Consider the following 25,873-nt stretch of genomic DNA (forward strand, 5'->3'; position numbering starts at 1 on the left):
CCGCATATGTCGACCGACACGACCCTGGACGCGCGTCGTACCGCGCTCATCATCGTCGATCTACAGAACGACTTTCTGAGCGAAGGTGGTGCCTACGATCGCGGCGGCGCGGCTTCGGATGCTGCGCGCGCGTTACCGCCGCGCATTGCGCCCGTGGCGCGCACGTTGAAGCAGCGAGGCGGTTTTATCGCGGCCAGCCAGTTTACGCTGTGGCCGGATGCCGACGGCGAGCCGATGATTTCGCCGCATCTGAAGCAACTGCGTCCATTTTTGCGCCGCGGGGATTTTGTCGCCGGCTCGCGCGGTCATGCGACGGTCTCCGCACTTGAGCCTTTCATCGACGTGTCGGTCTGGAAGGTCGCCTATTCGGCCTTCTTCAACACGCAGCTCGACTGGGTGCTGCGCCGCGCGCGTATCGACACCGTGGCGATTTGCGGCATCGTCACTAATGGCGGCGTGGCGAGCACCGCGCGCGACGCGCACATGCGCGACTATCGCGTGCTGGTGCTGGGCGATGGCTGCGCGGCATCGACGCCGGCCGCGCACGACACGGCGCTCGCCGATCTGCGCACGATCGGCGAATTGACGACCTGCGAGGCCTTCGCGGATCGCCTCGCAACGTAAGCGCGCCACGTTGCGCGTGCGTGGTCGCGCGCAATCGGCCTTTTTGCCTTTTTGAACTGCAGGAATAAAAATCATGGCGACCGAAATCAAACCACTGAAGACACTTCTCGCCCAAGGCGCTTTGCTCGCGCCTGGCGTCTTCGATGCGTTGAGCGCGCTGGTCGCGCAACAGGCTGGTTTCGAAGGGTTGTATCTGTCTGGGGCGTCGATTGCGTACACGCGGTTAGGGCGTTCCGATGTCGGCTTGACGACGTTTCCCGAAGTCGAAGATACGCTCGCGCGCATCACCGAGCGTGTCGCGTTGCCGGTGATCGTCGATGCCGATACTGGCTTCGGCAACGCGCTGAACGTCAAGCGTACGGTGCGCGGCTTCGAGCGCGCCGGCGCTGCGATGATCCAGCTCGAAGATCAGACATTCCCGAAGCGCTGCGGGCATCTCGATGGCAAATCGGTGATTCCCGCAGGCGAAATGTGCGGCAAACTGCGGGCGGCCGTGGATGCAAGAGTGAGCGCCAATACGCTGATTCTCGCGCGCACCGACGCGGCGGCTGTCGAAGGGCTGGACGCTGCGCTCGAGCGTGCCGAGCGTTATCTGGAAGCGGGCGCGGACGCATTGTTCATTGAAGCGTTGCGCTCGCTCGAGCAGATGGAGACCGTGTGCGAGCGCTTCGCTGGCCGCGTGCCGCTGCTTGCGAATATGGTCGAGGGCGGCAAGACGCCGATACAGAACGCACAGACGCTCACGCAACTGGGCTTTCGTATCGTGATCTTTCCTGGCGGCACGGCGCGCGCGGTGACGCATACGTTACAGGGCTATTATGGTTGCCTGCATGCCCACGGGACGACCGCGCCGTGGCGAGACCGGATGCTCGATTTCGATGGCATCAATGAGGTTATTGGTACGCCGGCCCTGATGGCGGAGTCGGAGTTGTACAAGTAGCCGCTTTTGCGCAACGCCGAAAACCATTGCGATTGTTTTAACGAGCCCGGCAAGTTTGGCGTCGGCGGCCGGGGCGCGGCGAGCCGCATCAGACCGCGCTTTCGCGCTCCATGCGCTGGTCGTCAGCGCCGCGGTGCAGCGTCTGCTGTGCTTTCAGGTAGCGTGCGACCTCGGGGTTGGTCACGAAGCTCGCGGCGGAGGAGGCTGCGAGAATGTCCCGGGCCTCTTGCGGCTTCGCGATCGCGAAGCCCTGCACATAGTCGACGCCCAATTCCTTCAGCGCGCGCAAGGTCTCGAGGTCTTCGACCCATTCGGCGATGCTGCGCATGCCGAGATTGCGTGCGAGGGTAATGATCGCCTCGACGATCGCGATGTCGGCCGGATGGTTGCACATCGTGCGCACAAACTCGCCGTCGATCTTCAGTGCATCGGCCGACAGCTTCTTCAGGTAACGCAACGACGTCTGACCCGCGCCGAAATCGTCGATCGCGATCTTTGCGCCCATGTCGTGCACGCGCGCGATAAAGCGATCCGTATGTTCGAGATCGTGCAGCGCGACGCTTTCGGTGATTTCGATGCACAGGTAATGAACGACGTCCTCGTGACGCGAGAACAGCGTGAACAGTTCGTCGAGGAAGTGTTCGTCGTTGAGCGAACCGCCGCTCAGGTTCACGCACACGAAGCAAGTGTTGGGGAGCGACGCGCGGTTCTCTCTGAGCCATGCGAGCGTCGTCGAGAGCACCCAGCGGTCGATCGCGATGATGGTGCCGGAGTCCTCGGCGGCGGCGATCAGCTTCGCGGCGGTCGCCACCGATCCGTCCGGCATGCGCAGACGCAGCAGCACTTCGAAGTCGAGTGCTTCTGTGGGCGCGCGCATCGACATGATCGGTTGCATCACGAGGAACAACCCCTCGGGCAGCCGGCTCTGTCCGAGCGCCTCGATCAGACTGATTTCGGCGGCGCGCTCCTCGAACGCCGGCGCGCCCTTGCGTAGTGCGACGAGCCGCGCAGTGCCGCCGCGTTTCGCCGCGCGACACGCGCGGTCGGCATAGGCGAGGGCGTCCAGCACCCGTTCACCTTGCGAGCACTCGACTACGCCGATCGATCCCCTGACCTGGAACGCTCGCGTGTCGACGTGAAATGGTGCGGAGTTCAACGCCAGAACGAGTTCGCGGCAGCGCGCGATTGCATCGTCGATAGCCGTGTTCGCGAGCACGCACACGAATTCGTCGCCACCGATGCGCCCGATCGGCACGTGGGAGCCGAGACGCTCGACGAGGCGCGCGGCGACGTGCCGTAATATTTCGTCGCCGGTTCCGTGGCCGAACAGGTCGTTGAACAGCTTGAAGCGGTCGAGATCGAGATACGCGAGTGCCCACGGACCGGTTTCGCCGCGTTGCCGGCCGATTGCATGCTCGATGCCGCGACGGTTCAGGAGACCGGTGAGGGGGTCGTGCTCGGCTAGAAAGTGCAGCCGCTCCACGGCTTTCGAGCGGTCCGTCACGTCCTCGAGCGAGCCTTCGATGAAGCCTTTCGCGCGAATCGCCCGCAGCGAGTAACGCCGCGCGTCTGTCTTCGTGCCGGCTGCGCCTTCGATTTCGATCGACGCGGAGTCGTCGCGCGCGAGAAGCTCAGCAAGAACGCGCTCGGCGCCCGGGGCGAAATAGTCGCCCCAGCGATGCGTGCCGTCGTGCTGTTGAGGTAGGCCCAGCATCGAGTGCAGCGCAGGATTGGCGCGCACGAAGGCGCTTTCCCCATTCAGCGTGAAGAGGCCGATCGGCGTGACGTCATAGGTGTTGCGCAGCTCGACCTGCATTTGCCGGCGGCGCTCGCGCTCTTCGCGCATACGTTCCGCAATCGCGAACGCACACAGCATGCTCGACGACAACGCCGTCACCACGGGGCTAAGCGCGCCCGCCAGCGCTTTCACACCGAGCGCGGCGGCGAGCACTTGCGACAGCGTCGCGAACAGCACGATCGCCATTGACGCGACATACCAGAGCACCGTGCGCGAACGTGCCTTGATGACCAACTGTACGAGGAAGTAGGTCAGCACCAGTATGCAGAAGCTGGCGCATGCCCACAGCACCGGAATGAAGTGCGCGTAATTCAGCGTGAAGGCAGCGATCATCAGCAGGCAGCCACCATATCGCACGGCGTGCAGGCTCCAGCGCAGGCCGATGGCTTTCAGCTCGCGGCGAAACAGTTCCACGAAGAGTGTCGTGGTCAGCACGTAGTAGGCCGCGAACGTGAATTGCCGCAAGAGCGCGATATGGTCGGGCGGGATGAGCCGGCCCATCCATTCGGTATCGAAGCCCATTGCGTTGGCGCTCAGCCGGAGGTTGCCGACGAGCCAGGCGGCAAAGATCACGTAAGTCCATTCGCGATTGATGATTGCCGTAACAAACACGAAGATCGCGAGCGTCACCAGGCCGCCGGTGATGAGCGATGCGGCCTGTTGGAAGTCGAGGGTCGATATCTCGAGCTTCTCCGGGCTCGATGCGGAAGCGGTGATATACGCGGGTCCGGAGAAGGTGCCTCGGCACAGGATTTGCGCATTGGCGGCGTGCTCGCCGAGCCCGAGCGCGAAGCCGGCTTTGTTGAAGTTCATCTCGCCGCTCGTGCCGTGGCGGTCGCCCGCGCCGAGCAGCGTCAGGACGGGGGCCGTGCGCCAGCAGGATAGCGTCTGCGCGTGCCGCGACGGCAGGTCGATGAACGTGGTGGCGCCACTGGCGAGCTCAGGTGCCGTGAGCATGAACCAGAATGGCGTTTCCGCGAGATGAGTGCTGAAACGTGCGGTGGGCGCGGTATCGCGCAGGCGGGCGATGGCGTTGTCGGGTGACAGTGACGCCGACGGATCCGCAACCACGGGAAAGCTGAGCGTGACCGTTCCTGTCGTATCGAATTGGCGCGGCGCCCAGAGCATGACTGCGACGCTGCCCAGCACGATCACAAATGGCGCTACGTATACGGAGAACCGCTGGAAAGCCCAGCCCGTCAGTCGGTCCCGAAACGTCCACTTAACGCTTGTCATTTGCTGCCCTTTCCCAATGACTTCATTCTCGATTTCATTGCGATGCTGCGATGGTCAGCGGCGAAAGCACGACTGTGCTAGCGCCACCGATCTCTCGTCCGCCCGGATTTCGCCAGGCGGACACCTTGCTTTACGCTTCGCTCAGCGACCGCAGACGGTCTGAGCCTTCGCTCGGCGGGCCGCCGCACTCAGTCCCTTGGCCGTCTTCCCCCTGCTTTGATGCGACGCTGACGTCGATATCGAAGTGATCCGTTTCAAAAAAGAATCCGAAGAACGGATGGTTGACCTTCGCCCAGCGCTGACGGACCAACGCAACCGGTTTCGCCATCACCCGATGCGGCAACCCGCCAACGTGCGCCATCGGCAGGAATTCGTTCTGGCCGTATACATCGCCGAACAGCATCGCTTCGTATTCCCGATCGAGCGGTGAACGTGCCGTAATTAACATCCAGTCGACCCCGTTTTGCGCGCAATACATGAAATATGCCTTGCACAGCGCCACCTTCACCATCCGACCGATCGCACCGCGCGCGACGCCGAGCCGGGTCGCCTCGGCGAGACGCGCCTCGCCCAACCAGTCCGGCAGGCGGACCGATTGTTCGACGGCGAGCGGACCGAATGCGTTCGTCTGGACCCGCATGGTGCCGAGCGGGCCGCCATCCAGCCGCGACTGCGCGAGCAGCACGACCGTGCCGGGCGCTCCATCCAACGCCTCGACGCCCATGGTCTCGGCGAATTCCGGCAAATGGCGCCGATAGGCGGTGCGGCGCATCTCGACGGCCTTGTCGAGGTCCGCCAGGTTACTTACCACCTTTATCGTAAACGGCAACCTTTCCGTTTTCTTTACGGTGCTCTGATTAAAGCGTTCTCCGAGCGACGTATAACCCGTATTTTGCGACAAAACGACTGAATCGATGCGGTCCATTTCAAACCCCGTAGTTAAATGAGAAAAAAGTCTGTCGCTGTTGAAGCGGCAGAGTCGCCGCTGAGCGACAAACTAGATTCTCATGAACGCAAACGCGGTGATATGCATAGCCGGGAAAATCCGGAGAGCGGGGTTTGAAAAGAGAGGTTTGGGAATCCGAAAAAATTTCGTGCCAGAAATCCGGAATCGACTTTCCGATTCTGGCTGCGAGTGTAAATCTGCGTTTGAGGGAGGTTTTGGATCGTTATTCCGCGGACACCCGGCGGAAATGCGAGAGTTGTGGCTTTCCGCGCGCCGACAACTGCGGCTGGTGCCGAACTTCTGGGTTCGACCGAATCACCCGTCAACTGAGACGGGCACAGGAATGACGTTGAGCTTTGGAAGCGGCCCTTGGGGTGAATCCGGGCCGAACCGCAGAAGTGGGGCGACTCCGGCCCGTGGTTTTAGTGCGAGCGTCCAGTTAGCTGCTGTAGCGACTGACCGCAAAATCGTCGGATTTGATGGCCGGCGTTGTGCCCGACATCAAATCCGCCAGCAGTTGTCCCGAACCGCAGGACATGGTCCAGCCCAGCGTGCCGTGGCCGGTATTGAGCCATAAGCCCTTGATCGCGGTCGGGCCGATAATCGGCGTGCCGTCTGGCGTCATCGGCCGCAGGCCAGTCCAGAAACTGGCTTGCGTCACGTCGCCTGCATGCGGGAACAGGTCGGTGACAACATATTCCAGCGTCTCGCGCCGGGTGCCGTGCAGTTCCTTATCGAAGCCCACCAGATTAGCCATGCCCCCCACGCGAATTCGATCCTCGAAGCGGGTGATCGCGACTTTGTAGGTTTCGTCGAGAATGGTCGAGACCGGTGCCTGGGCAGCGTTGGTAATTGGCACAGTGATCGAATAGCCCTTGACGGGATAGACCGGAATGCTAACCAGGTCTCGCAGCAGTGCAGTGGAATAGCTGCCGAGTGCCACGACACAAGCGTCCGCAGTCAATGTTTCGCCGTTGGAATGTACGCCCTTTAGCGTGCCGCCCTCGACGACCAGGCCATCGATGCTGCGCTGGAACAGGAACTGCACGTTGCGCGCTTGCGCCATCTCGGCCAGTTTGGTGGTGAACACGTGACAGTCGCCGGTTTCATCGCCTGGCAAACGCAGGCCTCCGACGAGTCTATTCTTTGAGCCCTCCAGCGCCGGTTCGGCGCGAGCCAGTTCGTCGCGCGACAGCAACTCATAAGACACCCCCATTTCCTTCAGAACGTCGATGTCCTTGGCGGTACCGTCCATTTGTTTTTGCGTGCGAAAGACTTGCAGCGTGCCCTGCTGGCGACCTTCGTACGTGATATGGGTATCGTTGCGCAGCGCCATGAAGCAGTCGCGACTATATTCGGCAAGCCGCACCATGCGCGCCTTGTTGACGGCATAGCGCTTTTTTGTACAGTTAGCCAGCATCTGTGTCAGCCATTGCATCTGAAACAGGGTGCCGTCCGGTTGGAGCGACAGAGGTGGATGCTTCTGCAGCAGCCATTTGACGGCCTTGGCGGGTACGCCCGGCCCGGCCCACGGCGACGCGTAGCCCGGTGAAATCTGGCCGGCGTTGCCGAAGCTTGTTTCGAGCGCAACAGCGGGTTGGCGATCGACGACCACCACCTCATGACCGGCACGCGCCAGATACCAGGCGCTCGTGACACCGACCACGCCTGCTCCGAGAATCAAGATTCGCATCGACGCCTCCTTGACGAAAGACTGTTCATTTCTGATTCTGGTGCAGGTGCAGGTGCAGGTGCAGGTGCAGAGTATGAATGATGCGCCGTTGTTGCAATTGTCGGCGTTCTCCTGTTTTGCGGGCGCTGAATGAACGGGCGGAGATCGGACAGTGGCGCGGCACTCAGAGCGTGATCATTTGAATAGTATGCGATTTCTGTTTGGGTTCGGACCGTCTGGAACCCGCATGGCTAGCGGGACGCTTTCGCAGGTAACTTGATGTTGACGGACTCCATATCTCTGACTAAAGTCAGAGATATGGACACATCCGACGTTCTCCAGATCCGCAGCTTTAACCGCATAGTCGCCGAAAGCATTGGCGCTATCGATGACCATTTCCTTGGACGGGGCCGCCCGATGGGTGAATCACGCCTGCTATGGGAGATCGGTGTCGAAGGTGCGGACATTCGTGCTCTTCGCGCGCGGCTCAATCTTGATTCAGGCTATGTCAGCCGTACGTTGGCCTCTCTCGAACGGCAAAAACTTGTCACTGTTCTCGCTCATCCAGGCGACCGCCGGGTGCGCCGGGCTTGCCTGACTCAGGAGGGCCTCACGGAGAGGGCTGAACTCGAACGCCTCTCTGACGCGGTCGCTTTACGCGCGCTCGAACCGCTCGGCGATGAGCAACGTCGCAGACTGGTCGCGGCCATGTCTGAGGTCGAGCGTTTGCTACAAGCATCTTTCGTGAATTTTGCGCTTGAGGAGCCCGATAGCGATGACGCACGGTGGTGCTTCGAACAATATTTCAGCGAACTCGATGAGCGCTTTGACGCAGGATTCGACCCGTCCATGAGCCTGTCGGCGGATGCCCGTGAACTGACGGCGCCGGAAGGCGCGTTGATCGTCGCGAGACTCCATGGAAGCCCGATCGGCTGCGTCGCGCTCAAGTTTCATAAGAAGTCCCCGGCCGAGCTCAAGAGAATGTGGGTGAGCCCTTCCGCTCGCGGCATGGGTGTAGGCCGCCGGTTGATCGTGGAGGCGGAGAAACGGGCTCGGCAGGCCAAAGTGCGCATTATTCGCCTGGAGACAAATCGAACGCTGCGCGAGGCGATCTCGCTATACCGGCAATCCGGATACGTCGAGGTCGATGCATTCAGCGCGGAACCGTATGCCCATCACTGGTTTGAAAAGCGACTGGTCTAAAAAATTTTGCATACCGTTCTCTGAGCGAGGCTTAGCGTGCCGCCGTGCGCGACTGACGCAAGGCCGCATGAGGGAGATAGGGCGAATTGAAGGTTTCGCGGAAGTAGTCGAGAAAGACACGCATGCCGGGCGTGATCGTCCTGTCGCGCGTATGGGCGATACCGCCCGCCATTGAAGGTACCGAGTTCCCCAGTGTGATTGTCTCGATGCGTTTGCCTTCGAGCGACCATGGCCGGTACACCATGTCCGACAGGATAGCGACACCGCTGCCATTGGCAACCATGCTGCGCACTGCCTCGACCGAAGACGTCTGCAAGATCACGTGTGGCTGATAGCCGGTCTTGCTCCAGTAGCGCATCGCCGTGTCGGCGGCTTCGTCGACGGTCAGCATGATGAAAGGCTCTTTGGCGACATCAGCAAACGACACAGAGCGCTTTTCAAGCAATGGGTGGTGTGACGCGACCCAAAGACGTCGTGTAGACGCGAAGATACGCTCGACCGCGAGGCTCGAACTTGCGACATTGTCGGCAAGCAGGACGGCCACGTCATATCGGTCGGCGATGAGTCCTTCTTCCATTTCATCGCGACTGACTTCGTGCAACTGGATCGAAAGTTGTGGGTATAGCGTTGCGATCCGTTGCAGGTGGTAAGGCAGAAAATAACCAAGGAGCGTGTAACTCGCCGCTACCCGCACATTGCTTTCAGTCGTGCTCTCATCGCTCGATTCCCTGAGTGCCTCGTCGACGCTGGCGAGAATGGTGTAGCTGTGTTCGAGAAAGCGGCGGCCAGCATCGGTCAGATCGACACCCTGCGGACCGCGCTGCAGTAGTTGCCGGCCGACCGTCTGCTCGAGGTCGCGAATTGCAATTGTCACGGCCGATTGACTGATATTCAGTTCCATCGCGGCGCGCGATAGTTGGCCGAGTTCTGCAGCGGCAACGAAGTACCGCAACTGACGAAGTGTGATGGACATGGTTACGAAGCCTGGAATCGCGTCAGTCCCGCTCGAAGGCCTGGATGGCGCTGACGATGACGGAGACTACACGCCGTTTGCCCACGTGGGTATGAAAAAAATATATACGGAGACATATAAAGAAACAACTTTTTCGAATCCTGTGCGAAGGCTATCGTTGTTCCTGTGGGGTGCGGTGAAGCCCCGATGACATGGGAGACGAAAAGTGCATCGCGATTCTGTGGATCTGAATTCGGACATGGGCGAGGGGTTTGGCGTCTGGTCGATCAGCGACGGCGTGGATGAAGCGATCATGCCGCAGATCAGCTCGGCGAACATTGCCGCCGGTTTTCATGCCGGCGATCCCTGCACGATCGCGCGTACCGTAGCGATGGCGCGAGAGTTCGGCGTTGCGATCGGCGTTCACCCTGGCTATCGCGATCTCGTTGGATTTGGCCGTCGTGCGATCCATTCTTCATCGGAAGAACTGGTCAATGACGTCATCTATCAGTGCGGTGCGTTGCGCGAATTCGCGAGATTGCACGGGCTGGACCTCAGTCACGTCAAGCTTCATGGAGCGCTTTATATGCACGCGGCCGTCGATGAGGCATTCGCTACGGGGCTTGTGCGCGCCGTTCGTCTGCTCGACGCCGGATTGCCGATCTACTGCATGGCGGATAGCGTCATCGAGCGGGTGGCCAGAACTGCTGGACACCCCGTGGTACGCGAGTTCTATGCGGACCGTGACTACGACAATTCAGGATCGATAGTGTTTTCGCGGCGAGTTCGCCCGCTTGAGCCGCGCGAGATAGCGCAAAAGGTCTTGCGAGCGTGTATCGAAGGGCGTGTTGTGACGACCGACGGGCGTGACATCGCCATCGAATTCGAGTCGGTGTGCGTGCACAGCGATACGCCTCACGCCGTCCTGATACTGACGGCTGTACGCGAGATATTGGCGCAGCATGGCATAGCGATTCAACGCGCTGTGCCTCGCATGAACTGACCTTGCACAAACAACGGCACTCATCGTTCAAACAGTGCGGAATCCGACAGCGGTATCCCGCTGTTCTACTCAAAAGTGATCAACATGTCCGAATTCATTCTCGAAGAAGCGACCATCGATTCTGTCCATCGCGCGTTGGAGTCAGGCGCTCTCACGGTGGAGCAGCTCGTCGAAATGTATCTCTCTCGCATCGAGCAGATCGATCGTAATGGGCCACGGCTCAATTCAATCGTCTCGATCAATCCGCGGGTGCGCGACGAAGCACATGCACTGGATCGCGAATTCGCACGGACGGGCCGGTTCGTTGGACCCTTGCACGGCGTTCCACTCCTTGTGAAGGATCAGATCGAAACGGCCGGCATCCAGACGACCTTCGGGTCGATCGCGCAAAAAGGCTACGTACCCGCGAGAGACGCTACGGCAATTGCGCAATTAAAGCGTGCCGGTGCGCTCGTGCTCGCCAAGACGACCATGCCGGATTTCGCCACGTCGTGGTTCGGCTTTTCGTCTATGAGTGGCGAGACCCTGAATCCCTACGACCTGGCGCACGATTCGGGAGGATCGAGCAGCGGCACGGCAGCCGGAATCGCTGCCAATCTGGGGCTGGTCGGCATCGGGGAAGATACCGGTGGCTCGATCAGACTGCCTGCAAGCTTCAATAATCTGGTGGGTGTGCGCGTGACACCTGGACTGATCAGCAGGGACGGGATGTCGCCGCTGGTCGTGTTTCAGGACACGGCGGGACCCATGGCACGCACGGTCACCGACGCGGCGATGCTTCTGGATAGCATGGTGGGTTACGATCCACGCGACGAATACACCGTCGTACACCGGATTGCCGGTCATACCGGTAGCTATGCCGATCATCTGGATGCGGGAGGTTTGAATGGTGTGCGCGTCGGCGTGTTGCGTCAAGCGTTCGGTTCCGATAGCGACCCGGCCTGTTCGATGGTGAATGCTGCAGTTCGCCGTAGCCTCGAGCAGCTACAGGCAGCGGGTGCAATTCTGGTCGAGGTGGAAATTCCGGCGCTTATGGAACAAATCCTGGAGACGTCTCTTTACCTGACGCATTCGCGCGCCGACCTGAACGCGTTTCTCGCCGAGCGACCCGCGCTGCCGTACCGTTCGCTCGAAGCGATTCGAGAAGCCAAGCAGTTTCATCCGGTGCTGGATCTTCTGCAAAGCGTATTCGACGGTCCGAAGCATCCAGAGGACGACCCCGACTACTTCCGCAAACTGGCCGCGCGTGACCGCTTTCAGCGGGCGGTTGTGAAGATCATGGCTGATGCTGACGTGCAGGCGCTGTGCTACCCCGCTGTTCAGGTTCCACCACCGAAGAAAGATGACGTGCGAGCAGGGCGGACCAATACGTTGACGTTCCCCACCAACACGCTCATAGCATCGCAGACGTGGATGCCATCGATCTGTCTGCCTGCGGGCTTCACAAAAGCAGGCTTACCGGTAGGCATGGAACTGGTTGTCTATCCGTATCACGAACGTGATCTCTTCCGTTTCGGGTACGCGTTCGAACAGGCTTCGCAGCATCGCAAGGCCCCGAATGTTTGAGGTGGCCTCGCCACTGCTTATAGTTTGACCTGGACCCATTGATCACGTGCGTGCACCTGCTTCACAATTTTTATACGACACCACTGGCAGTGGACGGAGTAGAGCGTAATCAGGATGTGGCAGGTGTCGTGTTGAAAGATGCGGGTCGTTTGGACAGCAATAGATCGGGAAAGTGACGAGATCATCCCGAGAAAGCGCAGGCTTTAAAGGATGAAAAACCTGCGCCCAAGCTCGGGCTTGGCGCCCCTCATGAAAGCGCCATAGCGAGCCAGCGTGAACCCATCATCCGGAAAGGGATCAGCGGAAGCCGTAGACCACGACCTTTTTCCCCTCGAAACTCTCCTGCACAGCTTGCTCGCAATACTTTGGACACGTCACCGTGCCGTCGCCGCTCACGCCCGCCACGGTGACCGCCCTGTAGACAACGGATTCGACGAGCGTCCCGTCGGCGGCGACGACGATGTTCAGATCGGTCGCGACGCCGGCCGGCACGGCTCCGCCAGCGGTATAGACGATTTTCATGGTGCCGGTGCAATCAGGGTTCACCGTATAGGTTCCATTCTGGTTCGGATTGAATGCAGTCGACCCCCCTTTCGGCAGCCCGCCGATAACCCCGAAGTCGGTGCGCGTAAAACCGCCTGTGCCGTCGAACGTCACCAAGGCGACGTCATCGAGGATCGACGTAGCGGCGTACGGATGAACCGCATTATCCGGTCCTATCAATCCAAGAATTTGTCCGTGACCGGTGAACCCATACGGTCCCCTGAGGGTTGCGTTCGAGCAAAGGCTGCGGGGGCCGCCGTGGCCGCCGTGGTCATCGGCCTGCGCGGCGCCACTGAGCAAGAGAAGTGCAACGGCGGTTGCAGACAGAATGCTTAAATGCTTGATCTTCATGGTCATCTCCTTGTCACCCAGTCAGGCGCGTAACATCACAGCGCGCCGCGGCCTGTTGCCTGGCGGAATGAGGCGCCCAATTCAAACAAATGAAATTAAAAATCGCCGCAGTGATCCCCGGCTGCCGCCGTTTGCGGAAACGAGCGATAAATGAAAGAGGGGCCCTCGATGCGGTCGGCTATTCCCGCGTGAGATGCGAAAAAGCCTCGGCGTTGGCCAAAGTAATTAAATGGGGAAACGTTTCACCAAGCAGTTATTTTTTTAGCTTGGTGTCGGCAGGCACGTGCAGAAGAGGTGCACGAAAGTCCGCGCAATTGTGACTTCGTGAGTCAGCCACGCTTTAAGTCGCGTAGCAAAAATAGCGTAATCCAGGATATTCGCAGACGCAGATGAATATCGGACAAAAGGCAGGCGCATTCAGATCGCGCGGTGCGAATGATGGACGATCGCGCGATAGCGGGCGACACGCAATCGCCGCTGCCAGGTCGTGCGTGACTATTTTTTGTGGGTTGTGTGCTCTTCGAACGCGAAGACGATGCCGTCGATCATTGCTGCGATGCGCGCGGTATGCCGAAGGTCTTGATGCGTGACGAGCCAGATTTCGTAGACCGCTCCACGTGGGGGTTCCGGCCATATCTGCACGAGGCCGTCGTGCTCAGCCAGATGTATCGGAAGCTCACCGATGCCGATGCCCGCCTTCACCGCGGTACGCAACATGAGGCTGGAATTGAAGGTCGATACGATGCGCCCCGCGTGTATCGGTTCGCCAGCAAGAGTCGGTGATCGAGTGCCGGTCCAGTTTCCCTGATAGACGACGAGTTCGTGGCCCGCAAATGCGGAGCCAGTGGCGGGCTTGCCGTGCTGTTCGAGATAAGCATTCGATGCAAAGAGCGCCATGGGCCAGCGAGCCAGGCGCCGCGCGACAAGATCGGGATTTTCCGGCTTGACCGACCGGACCGCGATATCCGCTTCACGCTTTGCCAGATTCAGCATGCGCGTCGACGTGTCCAGCAGGACGCGCACTTCGGGATGCGCAGCATGCAGGCGTTCGATGGCGGGAAGCAGGAAGTCGAGCGCGATCGAGTCGGTGCTGGTGACTCTTACGTCCCCCGCAAGCCGTGTATCTGTGCCTTGAGTTCGTCTGACGAGTTCGTGTGCGGACTGTTCCATTTTCTCCGCTGATCTCAGCGCGGCCTCGCCTGCGGCGGTCAACGCGTAACCCTCGGAGGTGCGCAGGAAGAGCGTTGCGCGTAGGGCGTGCTCCAGTGCCGCAATCCGTCTGCCGACCGTCGCCTGATCGAGATTGAGCGTCCTAGCCGCTCCACGGAGCGTTTTTTCGCGCTCCACCGCGAGAAACACACGCGCGTCATCCCAGTTCATCGTGCTGCCCTCCTGATGCAAATTTGCATCTCATAGTGTGAATAATGCTGCGCATATTCATCAATGTCGAGCCCTATACTGAACGCAAGAGTTCCTCGTTCAACGATCCGCCCGGATCAGTCGAGCCTCACCTATAGAAGGAGTGGTATCCATGTCTGCCTCAACTTATCGCGTGCCGTCGTCCATGACGGCCATTGAGATCAAACAGCCCGGCGGTCCTGAGGTCCTGGTGCCGGCTACGCGCCCGGTGCCGATGCCGGCCGCCGATCAGGTTCTGATCCGCATCCACGCGGCTGCCGTGAACGGCCCAGACGTTTTCCAGCGCAAAGGGCTGTATGATCCGCCCCCCGGCGCTTCGGACATTCCAGGGCTGGAATTGGCAGGTCAAGTGGTTGCCGTGGGCGCCGACGTGTCCCAATTCCGGGTCGGCGAACTGGTGTGTGCATTGATTCCCGGCGGCGGCTACGCGGAATATGCCGTCGCGCACGCCTGCAACACAATGCCTATCCCCAAAGGCCTGACGTTGGTGGAAGCGGGGGCGATGCCCGAAACGTTGATGACGGTATGGCTGAACCTGTTCCAGCGCGGCAAGCTGGTTGCCGGCGAATCGGTGTTGATCCACGGCGGCGCGTCAGGTATCGGTACCACGGCGACCATGCTGGCGAAGGCATTCGGCGCTGCGAAAATCATCACGACAGTTGGCTCGCAGGCGCATCGGGAGGCCAGCCTGGCGCTAGGCGCGGATCTCGCGATAAATTACCGCGACGACGATTTTGTCGCCGAAACGAAGCGATTTACCGATGGAAAAGGCGTCGACGTGATCCTCGACATCATTGCCGGCGACTACGTGGCCAGAAATTATGACGCCGCGGCCATGGACGGACGGATCCTCCAGGTGGGCGTGATCAAGGGGCCGGCGAAGGATCTCAACGTCGTGCCGATGATGACGAAACGTCTCACGCATATGGGTTCGACATTGCGGTCGCGCACATCCGCGGACAAGGCGACGATCATCAACGAATTGGAGCGGCAGGTTTGGCCGCACATCGAGAGCGGCAAGATCAAGCCGGTTGTCTACAAGACCTTTGCGCTTGCCGACGCTCGCAGCGCTCACGAGCTGATCGATTCCGGCACACACTTTGGAAAGATCGTCCTGACGACAGGTGCCGATCTTATTGGCTGAAGCCTGGCCTGCCGCCACCTCGGCGGCAGGTGCCCAGCAGATCATTCTTTCCTCGTCTTCGGTTGTTCGGGTTGCGGGTCACGCCCGCGTTGCGTCGGCGCTCTCGTACACGCATCCGGCGGCGTTACATAGGTCACGTCGTCGCAGCAGCACGCGTAGACCGGAAACCCGTACGCATTCGTGCGGATGATTTTCGTTGGCCCGTGCAGCGGGCACACTGCGTTCATGTCGTCTCCTTGAACTCATGGTCGACCGGCTCGATCTCGTAGACGCGGCTCGCCAGTTCCTGACGGCCAACCACCGGTTCGAATCGTCGATCACGTCGGGCGAGGTCACCCTTTTCGGTCCGGCGTCGAGGAGGGCGCCGGAAAACGACCCACTGCAATATTCTACGACTCTCTCGACGTCGTTGAGGCACGATGGATGTATGGCGGGTCTTCAATGGAGCGCCGGCTCCGCTAGCTGATCGACTCCCCGTCGCGTCCGTACGGACGTCGCCCTTCTTCAAATCCGTAGGGCGAATATGTGCCCAGGCTCAGGCATTCATTCCGCCATCCACCGTAAGATTCGCCCCGGTAATGTATGAGGCCTCCGGGCCGGCGACGAACGCTACCATTGCGGCGATCTCCTCGGCGCGTCCGTAGCGGCCGAGTGCCGTGGCGGCCTTCTGCGGCACCGCCCAATCGCCTGAGGCGGGATTCAGGTCTGTATCGATCGGCCCCGGCTGGACATTGTTGACCGTGATGCCACGGCCTCCCACCTCTCTGGAAAGCGCCTGTGTGAACATCCTGACCGCTGCTTTCGTGGCTGCGTAGGGCACCAGTCCGGGCGCAATGGCACGCTCGCCCACCGCCGAACCGATCATGATGATCCGGCCTCCATCACTCAGGTGCTTCAGCGCAGCTTTGGTCGTAGCGAATACGCCGCGCACGTTGATGTCGATCACTCTATCCATCTCCTCCAGCGTCGTGTCTTCGAACGGTTTCGGAATGGCCGTGCCGGCATTGTTCACCAGCACATCCAGCCTGCCGAAGGTCGCAAAAGCTTTCTCGACAGCAGCCTCGACAGCTTCGACGTCAGTAGCGTCTGCCTGGATCGCAATCGCCTTTCCGCCCTTGAGTTCAATCTCTTTGACCACGGCCGAGGCCGCGCTGGCGTCCTTCGCGTAGGTAAAGGCCACGCTCGCTCCATCCGCCGCCAGACGTTTCGCGATTGCCGCACCGATGCCGCGTGAACCACCGGTAACGAGTGCCACTTTTTGAGCTAACTTAGACATGTTTTTTCCTAAGGTTTTGTGCGCGATTCACCGCGTCGCTAATCCAGTTGATGATTGACTCTTGTCTTTGCCCGGACCATTTTTAGAAGCGGAGCCTGCCCTGCTCCAAACCGACGAACTTCTTCGTAGCGCCACTTTTGATCCATGGCGGTGCAACGACTATATGTTTCCGTGGAAGGTGCGGCAAAGACCTTGTATGCAGAGGGGCATGCCTCTCGGGCATAGCGGAGGGCCAAACGACGAAATGAACGGCCGCTAGGGAGTCGGTGGAATGCACTCAGTGAAAAGCTTCGCTCCAACGTGGCGACGCTGCTGGCCCGGTAGCGTCCTTGCAATGCAAGCGGATGATGCTCGCCCATGACGAGCACGTAGTCCTGATCGAACGCCGGGTGCGGCATCGGCGCAGCGCCAGGGACCCCGGTGTGCAATGGTTCTGGACGCAGGTGACGCACGTGACGCAGTTGATTTCAGAAGTCTATCGGGACCGGGTTTAAGCGCGTGAACCGGAGGCGAACTCGATAGTGGCGGCTGACGGAAATTCGACCGGACTCGCGGCGTTCCTATGTCGCGGCATTCCCGTCCGCATCAGCGACGGTTGTCTGCTTGCGCATCACTCCCGCGTTTCGTACTTGCGCCGGAACGCCATCGGCGTCATGCCCTTCGTCGCGCGGAACTGCCGCGTGAAGTAGCTGGCCTGTCCGTAGCCGAGTTCGGCCGCAATCTGTCCGATCGGCCGATCGGGCTGCATCAGCAGCGCGCATGCGCGCCCGATTCGCAACTGGTTCAGGTAGTCGCTGATCGTCATCCGCGTGCAGCGCTTGAAGAAGCGTTGCAGCTGGCTTTCGCTCATCGCCGCGAGTTCGGCGAGCGTCGCGAGCCGGATCGGCTCCGCATAGTGTGCGTTCAGAAACGACATCACGCGCTCGAGCCGCGCGCGGTCGCGCGGATTGTCGACGGGCAGGAAGCCCTGCAGCGCGAGCGAGCGGCGCTGCGTATCCGAGGCGAGCTGCAGCAGCACCTCGACGAGTCCGAGCCAGCGCGCGGCCGGCGGCGCGTCGCAGAGCGCGAGAAGGCGCTGCGCGGCCTGCGCGCGGACGTCGGCTGAAAATGCGAGCCCGCGCACGGACTCGGCGAGCAGCATGCGCAGCGGCGCGAACTCGACATAGTGGGTGTGCAGCGTGTCGACCCATGCCTGCGTGAACCACGCGACGAGCGCGCGATGCGGCGCGTCGTCGCGCAGGCGCTCGCGCGACTGCCACGCGTGCGGCAGGTTCGGTCCGACGAGCACGAGATCGCCGTCGCCGTAATGCTCGATGTGATCGCCGACAAAGCGCTCGCCGACGCTGTTGAGCGTCAGCGTCAGTTCGAACTCGGGGTGGTAGTGCCAGTTGAACGGAAACGCGGGCAACCGGCGGTCAAATAGCGTCCATGACTGATCGAGCGGAATGTTGACCTGTTCGAATAAGGGACGCATGGCCGAAGACCTCGGAACGTGGCGATGATGCCAATCGTGCGGCCTGACGCGGTCGCGATGCGGCAATTGTGCCAAAACTAGCGGTCTCTGCAATACCGCCGCGCGCGTTACGTCGCTAATCTCTGTCCAGCATGCGATGCGGGCCCACGGTGGGCCGCACGGACCGGGAGACACGATGGGACACGAACTGCGGTGGGGACTGATCGGCGCGAGCACGATTGCGCACGAATGGATGATCGACGCGATCCGCGCGCAGCCAGGCAATGCGGTGGCGGCGGTGCTGAGCGGCGATCGCGCACGCGGCGAAGCCTATGCGGCGAAGCACGGGATCGCGAAGAGTTGCACGTCGCTCGACGCGCTGCTCGCCGATCCCGGCATCGACGCCGTGTATATCAGCACGACCAACGAGCTTCATGCGACGCAGGCAATCGCGGCGGCCAACGCGGGCAAGCATGTGCTCTGCGAGAAGCCGCTCGCGATGACGCTCGACGACGCGCACGCAATCGTCGACGCCTGCCGGCGCGCTGGCGTCGTGCTCGGCACGAACCATCATCTGCGCAACGCCGCGACGCATCTCGCGCTTCGGCAACTCGTGCGCGACGGCGCGATCGGCCGGCCGCTCTACGCGCGCGTGTTCCATGCGGTGCATCTGCCCGAGCATCTGCAGGGCTGGCGGATCGCGCAGCCGTCCGCGGGCGCGGGCGTGATTCTCGACATCACCGTGCACGACATCGATACGCTGCGGTTCATCCTCGACGCGGAGCCGGTCGAGGCGGTCGCGATGACGCCGCCGCCATCGCTTGCGTCCGAAGGCGTCGACGACGGCGTGATGGCCGTACTGCGCTTCGACAACGACGTGCTCGTTCAACTGCACGACGCGTTCACAGTCGCATACGCGGGCACCGGCATCGAGATCCACGGCACCGCCGGCTCACTGATCGGCCGTGATGTGATGACGCAACGCCCGGTCGGCGAAGTGATCGTGCGCGACGCGACCGGTGAGCGCACCGTGCCCGTCGTTCATCACAATCTCTACGAACGCTCGCTCGCGCGGTTCAATGCGGCGGTGACGAGCCGCGGCGTGGAGCAGCCGGCTGCGACCGGCGAGGATGGTGTGCGCTCGCTCGCCGCCGCGCTCGCGGTGCGGCAAGCGGTGCGAAGCGGTGAGCGCACGCGCGTGCAGGCCGGGCTCTGAAGGGGGCGTCGATGACCGGAGCGGATTCGAACACCGGGTGTGAGGGCGACACGCGATGAGAGACTACGACGTGGTGATCGTCGGCTCGGGTGTCGGCGGCGGGGCGGCCGCGCTGAGCCTCGCGGGCACGGGCGCGCGCGTGCTGATCGTCGAGCGCGGCGAACGGCTGCCGCGCGAGCCGCAGAATTCGGATCCGGAGGCCGTGTTCGTCGAACGCCGTTATCGCGCGCGCGAAACGTGGGTCGACGGGGCGGGCCGGCCGTTCAGCCCGGGCCAGTACTACTTCGTCGGCGGGCACACGAAGTTCTACGGCACGGCGATGTTCCGCTTCCGCGAACGCGATTTCGAGGCGGCCGAGCACGAGGACGGTATCTCGCCCGCGTGGCCGATCCGCTATGCCGATCTCGAGCCGTATTACGCCGAGGCCGAGCGCCTCTTCGGCGTGCACGGCCGCCATGGCGACGATCCGACCGAGCCGGCACGCTCGTCCGCGTATCCGTTTCCGCCGATCCCGCACGAGCCACTGATCGGCCAGTTCGCCGAGCGACTGACGCAGGCGGGGCTGCGGCCGTTCCACATGCCCTCGGCAATCGACCTGCGGCCAGGCGGCGCGTGCGTGCGCTGCGGCACCTGTGACGCGTTTCCGTGCCGTGTCGATGCGAAGGGCGATGCGGAGCGTTGCCTGATCGATCCGGCGTTACGCGATCCGAACGTCACACTGTTGACCGGCGCACGTGCGACACGTCTGGTCACGGACGACGCGGGCAAGCGGATCGTCGGCATCGAGCTCGACGTCGGCGGCGAGCCGCGCGTCGTGCGCGCACCGCTCTTCATACTCAGCGCTGGCGCGATCAATTCGGCTTTGCTGCTGCTGCGCTCGGCGAACGCGTGGCATCCGAACGGCCTTGCGAATTCGTCGGGCATGGTGGGGCGCAATTACATGAACCACAATACGACCGCGTTGATGGGCCTCTTGCCGTGGACCGTCAACGACACGCGCTTCACGAAGACGCTCTCGCTCAACGACTTCTACTTCGGTTGCGATGACGATCGTGCGCCGCTCGGCAATCTGCAGATGCTCGGCAACATCAGCGAACCGATGATCCGCGCCGCGCGGCCGTCGCTGCCGCGCTGGGGCGCCGCGTGGCTCGCGCGTCACAGCGTCGACTGGCTCGCGATGTCGGAGGATCTGCCGCATCCGGACAGCTTCGTGCGGCCACTGGCCGACGGGCGCGTCGAGTTGCACTGGAAACGCACCAACATGGCCCCGCACGCGCGCTTTGTCGAGCGCAGCAAGCGGCTGCTGCGGCAGATCGGTATGCGCGCGGTGCTGAGCCGGCCGTTCGGGATCGATACGCCGTCGCATCAGTGCGGGACCGTGCGCTTCGGCGACGATCCCGCCCTCGCGCCGCTCGATCCCTGGTGCCGCGCATTCGATCACCCGAATCTGTTCGTCGTCGACGCTTCGTTCTTTCCGTCGTCGGCGGCGCTCAATCCGGCGCTAACGATCGCCGCGCAGGCGCTGCGGACCGGTCAGTATCTGCGCGAGCGGCTGGGAACGTTCTAGGCGTGCACAAACAAATTGAAGGCGATGCAGACACAAACGCCCAGTCAGGCCGCATTCCCGTAGAGAGGCAAAATTTTCGATTCGAGCATGGCGATCGACTGGACGGCAAGTTGTGACAGCGTGTGCTTGCTGCTGGTCGCGATCGCAAGCCGACTGAAGAGCGTCGGCTCGGTAATGCGGATCACCTGGAAGCGCCGCTTGAGAACATCGCTCGTGGTCGCATTGAGCGACAGCACCGCATACCCGATGCCCTCGCTGACCAGATCGAGAATCGAAGTCACCGCATCCACTTCCAGTTCGATCCGCAATCTGACGCCCTGTTCCGCGGCGGCCGCCTCGACCATCCGTCTGATCGCGTGCATGCGGCCGGGGATGACCAGCGGGTAGCGCACGATTTCGCGCAGCGTAATCGTTGTCGTGGGCTCGCGCGCTGCCTCCGTGAGTTCATCACCGGTGTCCGGGCCGATCAGAAACAGCTCTTCAGTAAAGATGGTTCGCTTGTCGATCAACGGCGTATCGAAGGTGTCGTACAGGACCGCGACGTCGATGCGGCCCATCATCAGCCATTCGATCAGATAGGTGGACAAGCCTTGAGCCACCGAGATCGTCGCGCCGGGAAACGACGAACGAAAGTCACGCACGAGTTCAGGCGTGGCGACCCTGGCGAAGCTGGGGGTAATGCCGATGCCGAAATGACCGCCGACTGCGCCGTGCAACTCGTCCAGATCCTGTGAGGCGCGCTGCACCTGCTGCAGGATACCTTTCGCATGCGCGAGCATGCGCTGGCCGGCCGGCGTCAAGGTCACGCCGCGGCCGGTGCGCTCGAGCAGCGTATGGCGCAATTCCACTTCCAGATGCCGCACGAGCCGGCTCAAGGCGGGCTGGTTCGTGTCCAGCGTAATTGCGGCACGCGTAAAGCTGCCGAGTTCAGCGACGTGAACGAATGCCTCGAGCTGCTTCAGGTCCATTGTCGGCCAGTCATGTGAAATTCACATATCAGCTAGTTCAATATGGCGATTGTACCCATCCATCATCGCCGCCACAATGCATCCAACCCGTACAAAGCCGCGCCACGCGGCATGACATCGAGACGACGCTCCATGAAATCCTGCTTGCCTCCCGATCCCCATCCCGTTCGACCCGCTCAGCACTTTCCGGCCGGCGCCTGCGACGCGCACTGCCACGTGTTCGGCCCCGCCGATCGATTTCCCTATGCGCCGGACCGCAGCTATACGCCGCCCGACGCCCCGTTCGAGCGCCTCGTCGCGCTGCATGATTTTCTCGGCGCGAGCCGCGGCGTGATCGTGCAGGCGAGCTGCCACGGCACCGACAATACGGCCATGCTGGACGCCATTGCGCGCGGCAATGGACGCTATCGCGGCGTCGCGATCGTCGACGGCGATGTGACTGACCAACAATTGGCCGATCTCGACGCGCGCGGCGTGCGCGGCGTGCGCTTCAATTTCGTCGCGCATCTGGGCGGCGCGCCCGATCTCGACGTATTCGACCGGGTGCTCGAGCGTATCGAGGGCCTTGGCTGGCACGTCGTGCTGCATCTGGACGCGCAGGACATCCTGCAATACGCCGAGCGGATCGCGCGCATCAAGGTGCCGTTCGTGATCGATCACATGGGCCGCGTACGCGCCGAAGCCGGCGTCGATCAGCAACCGTTCCGCCAGCTTCTGGAACTGATGCGCAATCCGCTCGCATGGGTCAAAGTGTGCGGCGCCGAGCGCGTGTCCGCGGGCCGCCGTCCGTTCGACGATGCGATTCCGTTCGCGCACGCGCTGATCGAAGCGGCCCCCGACCGCGTGCTGTGGGGTACCGACTGGCCGCATCCGAACATCAGCAAGGACATGCCGAACGACGGCGAACTGGTCGATCTGCTGTTCCGCTTCTGTCCGGACGCGGCGCTGCGCGAACAATTGCTTGTCACGAACCCGGCACGGCTTTACGGATTCTGAGCGATCGGTTCGCTTGGCCCGCTGCCCTCACGTTTGAACTGCCACATCCAGAATGGCAGCCAGGCGGAAGTCCGAAAACGACCGGCTTTCCGCCCACCATTCCAATCAGGAGACAACCATGATCGATATGCATTGCCATCCGGCCCTTGCGGCTCATTTGCGAGCGGCGTCATGAACGATAGCGCCGTCATGACATCGCCCGCGCGCAGCGCGAAGAAACCCTTCTATCGCGCGCTGTATTTTCACGTGCTACTCGCAATCTTTCTCGGCGTGCTGCTCGGTCATTTCGCACCGTCGCTCGCCGTGCAGATGAAGCCGCTCGGCGACGCGTTCATCAAGCTGGTCAAGATGGTGATCGGCCCGATCATCTTCTGCACGGTCGTCACCGGCATTGCGGGCATGGGCGACATCAAGAAAGTCGGACGCGTGGGCGGCAAGGCGCTGCTGTACTTCGAAGTCGTATCGACGCTGTCGCTCGTGATCGGCCTCGTGGCCGGACATCTGTTTCGTCCCGGCAGCGGCTTCAATCTGAATCCCGCGACGATCGATACCAAGGCGCTCGCCGGATACACGACTGCCGCGCACGAACAGAATACGGTCGACTTTCTGATGCACATCATTCCCGACACCGTGTCCAGCGCATTCTCGAGCGGCAATGTGCTGCAGATTCTGCTGGTCTCCGTGCTGTTCGGCGCCGCGCTCGCGGCTACGGGCGAATACGGCCGGCCGCTGGTTCGCATGATCGACCGGTTTGCGCAGACGTTCTTCGGCATCGTTCATATCATCATGAAGGTCGCGGCGATCGGCGCGTTCGGATCGATCGCGTTCACGATCGGCACCTATGGCATTGGCGCGGTCGTGCCTTTGCTCAAGCTGATCGGCGCGTTCTACGTGACGCTCGCCTTCTTCGTGCTGGTGGTGCTCGGCGTGATTTCGCGCTTGCTGGGTTTCAGCATCTTGCGCTTCCTGAGCTATATCCGCGAGGAAATCCTGATCGTGCTCGGCACGAGTTCATCCGAGGCCGCGCTGCCGCAGATGCTCGAAAAACTCGAACGGCTCGGCTGTTCGAAGTCGGTGGTGGGTCTCGTGATTCCAGCCGGCTATTCGTTCAATCTCGACGGCACCAACATCTATCTGACGATGGCCGTGCTGTTCATCGCGCAGGCATTCAACATCGAGCTCAGCCTGACGCAGGAACTCACGCTCGTGGGCGTGGCGATGCTGACGTCGAAAGGCGCGAGCGGCGTGGCCGGCGCGGCCTTCGTGATGCTGACCTCGACGCTGCTGGTCTTCCCGATCATCCCGGTGTCGGGAATGGTTCTGATCCTCGGCATTCACCGCTTCATGGGAACGGGGCTCGCAATCGCCAACACCATCGGCAACGGTGTCGCCACGCTGGTGGTGTCGGCATGGGAGCACGAACTCGACCGCTCGAAACTGAGCGCCGAAATGTCGCGCCGCTACACAGAATGACCGGTTAGCCGCAAACAAAATCCCTCGTGTGTTTCGCTGTCTGCGTGCGCTACCCGCGCACGCAGCGGGAGGCGTTCGCGCGAAAAAAACAAACTGGTTTGGAGGCGAAAGCAAGATGTCAGTGAATAAAAAAGGATTGCTCGGGCGAGCGGATTTCAACGCTGCGTGCGTGGCAACGGCATTGTTCGCGGCAGGCGGTGTCGGTGTCGCGCACGCAGACGATTCATCGGCGACAGCGGGTGCAGCGGCAGCTCCATCGTCTTTCGTTCAGTTGTACGGACTCATCGGCATGTATATCGACAGTTCGAAACTGAGCACGACGCGTGCGAGCACGGTGCAGCTAGGCGGCGGAGGGATGACGACATCGTTCTGGGGCATGCGCGGCCGCGAAGACCTCGGTGGCGGCAATGCGGTGATCTTCGTTCTCGAGAGTTTTTTCAGACCGAACACGGGGCAGATGGGACGCAACACCACGGACGGTTTGTTTTCGCGCAATGCCTATGTCGGCCTGACTGGCGCCTATGGCACGTTCAAAGTGGGGGAGCAGACCAATCCGACTTATTACAACCAGCAACTCGTCAACCCGTTCGGTTCGTCCGTGGTGTTTTCGCCGTTGATCGTGCAGTCGTACACCGCGAGTTACAACAACACGCAGATCGGCGACACGGTCTGGCAAAACGCCGTCGAGTACGTTTCGCCCAACTACGGCGGTCTCACGGGCACCGTGATCTACGGCGTGAGCAGCACCACGGGTCAACAGGGGAAGGACAACATCGGTTTGCATCTGACCTATGCGAACGGGCCGCTCACGGCGGTGTTCTCGGCGCAGCGCGTACGAACGGCGGCAGTTGCGCCGTCGAGCGGTCAATATCTCTATCTCGCAGGCGCTGCGTACGATGCAAAGCTCGTCAAGTTATACGGGGCCGCGCAGATGACAAGCAACAACGACGTCGAGACCGGCTCACATACGTATGAGCTGGGGGTTTCCGTACCGTTGACGCCGTCGAACCTGATCCTCGCCGAATGGGCGCGCACGAAACACAGCGCGCCGTCGAACCATAGCAACGTGCGCAATACCGGCTCCATTGCCTATGACTATATTTTGTCGAAGCGCACGTATGTGTATGCGGTGTATTCCTACGACAAGCTGACCGCCAATCCGTCCGGAAGTACATACGGTGTCGGCATGCAGCATACGTTTTGAAGCGAGGCGACTGCGCGGCCGAATAAGGCTCGTTAGCGAAGTCAGCGGCGCATGGCACACGAACTGAGCCATTGCGCCGGTAATTTACTCAGTTGTTCGGAGCTACGATGATCATCGATATTCACGGGCATTACACCACTGCGCCCAAGGCATTGGAGGCGTGGCGGAATCGTCAGGTTGCAGGCATCAGCAATCCTTCCGAAATGCCCAGGGTCTCCGAGTTGCAGATCGGCGACGATGAGTTGCGCGAATCGATCGAGAGCAACCAGTTGCGGTTGATGCGCGAGCGCGGGCTCGACCTCACCATCTTCAGTCCGCGCGCC

The 25,873-nt window shown here is 61.5% G+C and carries 21 protein-coding genes and 1 pseudogene; 13 read left to right on the forward strand and 9 right to left on the reverse strand.

Annotated features, from left to right (window positions below):
• Nucleotides 1-6 precede the first annotated feature (6 nt).
• Together P0D80_RS33835 and P0D80_RS33840 are read left to right on the forward strand one after the other, a co-directional pair.
• A complete protein-coding gene (locus tag P0D80_RS33835) occupies nucleotides 7-624 on the forward strand; it encodes a cysteine hydrolase family protein (RefSeq protein WP_408175314.1) in 618 nt (205 codons plus the stop codon).
• A 73-nt stretch (nucleotides 625-697) separates the two neighbouring features.
• Nucleotides 698-1,564: an isocitrate lyase/PEP mutase family protein gene (locus P0D80_RS33840; RefSeq protein ID WP_408175313.1), complete on the forward strand. Its 867-nt coding sequence runs from the start codon at nucleotides 698-700 to the stop codon at nucleotides 1,562-1,564.
• An 88-nt stretch (nucleotides 1,565-1,652) separates the two neighbouring features.
• Here the strand turns inward: P0D80_RS33840 and P0D80_RS33845 are convergent, their stop codons facing one another.
• The 3 genes from P0D80_RS33845 to P0D80_RS33855 all read right to left on the reverse strand — a co-directional run bounded on the left by P0D80_RS33845 (nucleotide 1,653) and on the right by P0D80_RS33855 (nucleotide 7,237).
• Nucleotides 1,653-4,598, reverse strand: a complete 2,946-nt coding sequence (locus tag P0D80_RS33845; protein ID WP_408290383.1) for a putative bifunctional diguanylate cyclase/phosphodiesterase — start codon at nucleotides 4,596-4,598, stop codon at nucleotides 1,653-1,655.
• Between the two features lie 130 nt (nucleotides 4,599-4,728).
• A complete protein-coding gene (locus P0D80_RS33850; protein WP_408290385.1) occupies nucleotides 4,729-5,409 on the reverse strand; it encodes an N-acyl amino acid synthase FeeM domain-containing protein in 681 nt (226 codons plus the stop codon).
• 574 nt (nucleotides 5,410-5,983) lie between these two features.
• Nucleotides 5,984-7,237: a D-amino acid dehydrogenase gene (locus P0D80_RS33855; protein ID WP_408290387.1), complete on the reverse strand. Its 1,254-nt coding sequence runs from the start codon at nucleotides 7,235-7,237 to the stop codon at nucleotides 5,984-5,986.
• Between P0D80_RS33855 and P0D80_RS33860 the strand changes: the two genes are divergently transcribed.
• Nucleotides 7,197-7,370 carry a hypothetical protein gene (locus P0D80_RS33860; protein ID WP_408290416.1) on the forward strand — a complete coding sequence of 58 codons (174 nt, stop codon included), beginning with the start codon at nucleotides 7,197-7,199 and terminating at the stop codon, nucleotides 7,368-7,370. The two genes, P0D80_RS33855 and P0D80_RS33860, sit on opposite strands and share 41 nt — an antisense overlap.
• 164 nt (nucleotides 7,371-7,534) lie before the next feature.
• Entirely contained in the window at nucleotides 7,535-8,419 is an 885-nt protein-coding gene (locus tag P0D80_RS33865) for a bifunctional helix-turn-helix transcriptional regulator/GNAT family N-acetyltransferase (RefSeq protein WP_408290389.1), read from the forward strand.
• A 31-nt stretch (nucleotides 8,420-8,450) separates the two neighbouring features.
• Here the strand turns inward: P0D80_RS33865 and P0D80_RS33870 are convergent, their stop codons facing one another.
• Entirely contained in the window at nucleotides 8,451-9,392 is a 942-nt protein-coding gene (locus P0D80_RS33870) for a LysR family transcriptional regulator (protein ID WP_408175306.1), read from the reverse strand.
• 205 nt (nucleotides 9,393-9,597) lie between these two features.
• Between P0D80_RS33870 and P0D80_RS33875 the strand changes: the two genes are divergently transcribed.
• The gene (locus P0D80_RS33875) at nucleotides 9,598-10,374 is read left to right on the forward strand and encodes a 5-oxoprolinase subunit PxpA (protein ID WP_408290392.1); all 777 of its coding nucleotides are present in this window, start codon (nucleotides 9,598-9,600) and stop codon (nucleotides 10,372-10,374) included.
• Between the two features lie 84 nt (nucleotides 10,375-10,458).
• Nucleotides 10,459-11,940, forward strand: a complete 1,482-nt coding sequence (locus P0D80_RS33880; RefSeq protein WP_408290394.1) for an amidase — start codon at nucleotides 10,459-10,461, stop codon at nucleotides 11,938-11,940.
• 297 nt (nucleotides 11,941-12,237) lie between these two features.
• Here the strand turns inward: P0D80_RS33880 and P0D80_RS33885 are convergent, their stop codons facing one another.
• Both P0D80_RS33885 and P0D80_RS33890 read right to left on the reverse strand, forming a co-directional pair.
• Nucleotides 12,238-12,834 carry a carbohydrate-binding protein gene (locus tag P0D80_RS33885; protein WP_408290396.1) on the reverse strand — a complete coding sequence of 199 codons (597 nt, stop codon included), beginning with the start codon at nucleotides 12,832-12,834 and terminating at the stop codon, nucleotides 12,238-12,240.
• A 495-nt stretch (nucleotides 12,835-13,329) separates the two neighbouring features.
• Complete coding sequence (locus P0D80_RS33890) at nucleotides 13,330-14,214, reverse strand: LysR family transcriptional regulator (RefSeq protein ID WP_408290398.1); 885 nt, start codon at nucleotides 14,212-14,214, stop codon at nucleotides 13,330-13,332.
• Nucleotides 14,215-14,365: 151 nt separating this feature from the next.
• Here P0D80_RS33890 and P0D80_RS33895 point away from each other — a divergent pair, with 151 nt between their 5' ends.
• Nucleotides 14,366-15,397 (forward strand): NAD(P)H-quinone oxidoreductase, encoded by a 1,032-nt coding sequence (locus tag P0D80_RS33895; RefSeq protein ID WP_408290400.1) that lies wholly within the window; start codon nucleotides 14,366-14,368, stop codon nucleotides 15,395-15,397.
• A gap of 535 nt (nucleotides 15,398-15,932) precedes the next feature.
• Here P0D80_RS33895 and P0D80_RS33900 read toward each other — a convergent pair.
• Nucleotides 15,933-16,673, reverse strand: coding sequence for an SDR family NAD(P)-dependent oxidoreductase (locus P0D80_RS33900; RefSeq protein ID WP_132378365.1), 741 nt, complete (start codon nucleotides 16,671-16,673; stop codon nucleotides 15,933-15,935).
• Between the two features lie 610 nt (nucleotides 16,674-17,283).
• Nucleotides 17,284-18,147, reverse strand: coding sequence for a helix-turn-helix domain-containing protein (locus P0D80_RS33905; protein WP_408290403.1), 864 nt, complete (start codon nucleotides 18,145-18,147; stop codon nucleotides 17,284-17,286).
• Between the two features lie 175 nt (nucleotides 18,148-18,322).
• On the opposite strand from P0D80_RS33905, the gene P0D80_RS33910 reads away from it, so the two are divergent.
• Nucleotides 18,323-19,342 (forward strand): Gfo/Idh/MocA family protein, encoded by a 1,020-nt coding sequence (locus P0D80_RS33910; RefSeq protein WP_408290405.1) that lies wholly within the window; start codon nucleotides 18,323-18,325, stop codon nucleotides 19,340-19,342.
• Nucleotides 19,343-19,397: 55 nt separating this feature from the next.
• Nucleotides 19,398-20,909: a GMC family oxidoreductase gene (locus P0D80_RS33915; protein WP_408290407.1), complete on the forward strand. Its 1,512-nt coding sequence runs from the start codon at nucleotides 19,398-19,400 to the stop codon at nucleotides 20,907-20,909.
• A 44-nt stretch (nucleotides 20,910-20,953) separates the two neighbouring features.
• Here P0D80_RS33915 and P0D80_RS33920 read toward each other — a convergent pair whose 3' ends face one another.
• On the reverse strand, nucleotides 20,954-21,877 hold the full coding sequence (locus P0D80_RS33920; RefSeq protein ID WP_408175292.1) for a LysR family transcriptional regulator: 924 nt from the start codon (nucleotides 21,875-21,877) through the stop codon (nucleotides 20,954-20,956).
• A 132-nt stretch (nucleotides 21,878-22,009) separates the two neighbouring features.
• On the opposite strand from P0D80_RS33920, the gene P0D80_RS33925 reads away from it, so the two are divergent.
• The 4 genes and pseudogenes from P0D80_RS33925 to P0D80_RS33940 form a co-directional block, all read left to right on the forward strand.
• The gene (locus P0D80_RS33925) at nucleotides 22,010-22,873 is read left to right on the forward strand and encodes an amidohydrolase family protein (RefSeq protein WP_408175291.1); all 864 of its coding nucleotides are present in this window, start codon (nucleotides 22,010-22,012) and stop codon (nucleotides 22,871-22,873) included.
• Between the two features lie 171 nt (nucleotides 22,874-23,044).
• Nucleotides 23,045-24,346: a dicarboxylate/amino acid:cation symporter gene (locus P0D80_RS33930; RefSeq protein WP_408175289.1), complete on the forward strand. Its 1,302-nt coding sequence runs from the start codon at nucleotides 23,045-23,047 to the stop codon at nucleotides 24,344-24,346.
• A 115-nt stretch (nucleotides 24,347-24,461) separates the two neighbouring features.
• Complete coding sequence (locus P0D80_RS33935; RefSeq protein ID WP_408290411.1) at nucleotides 24,462-25,550, forward strand: porin; 1,089 nt, start codon at nucleotides 24,462-24,464, stop codon at nucleotides 25,548-25,550.
• Between the two features lie 107 nt (nucleotides 25,551-25,657).
• Nucleotides 25,658-25,873: pseudogene (locus P0D80_RS33940) on the forward strand (amidohydrolase family protein); the annotation flags it as partial.

Source organism: Paraburkholderia sp. RL17-373-BIF-A (genome assembly GCF_046030175.1).
In the GTDB taxonomy this organism is placed as follows: Bacteria; Pseudomonadota; Gammaproteobacteria; order Burkholderiales; family Burkholderiaceae; genus Paraburkholderia.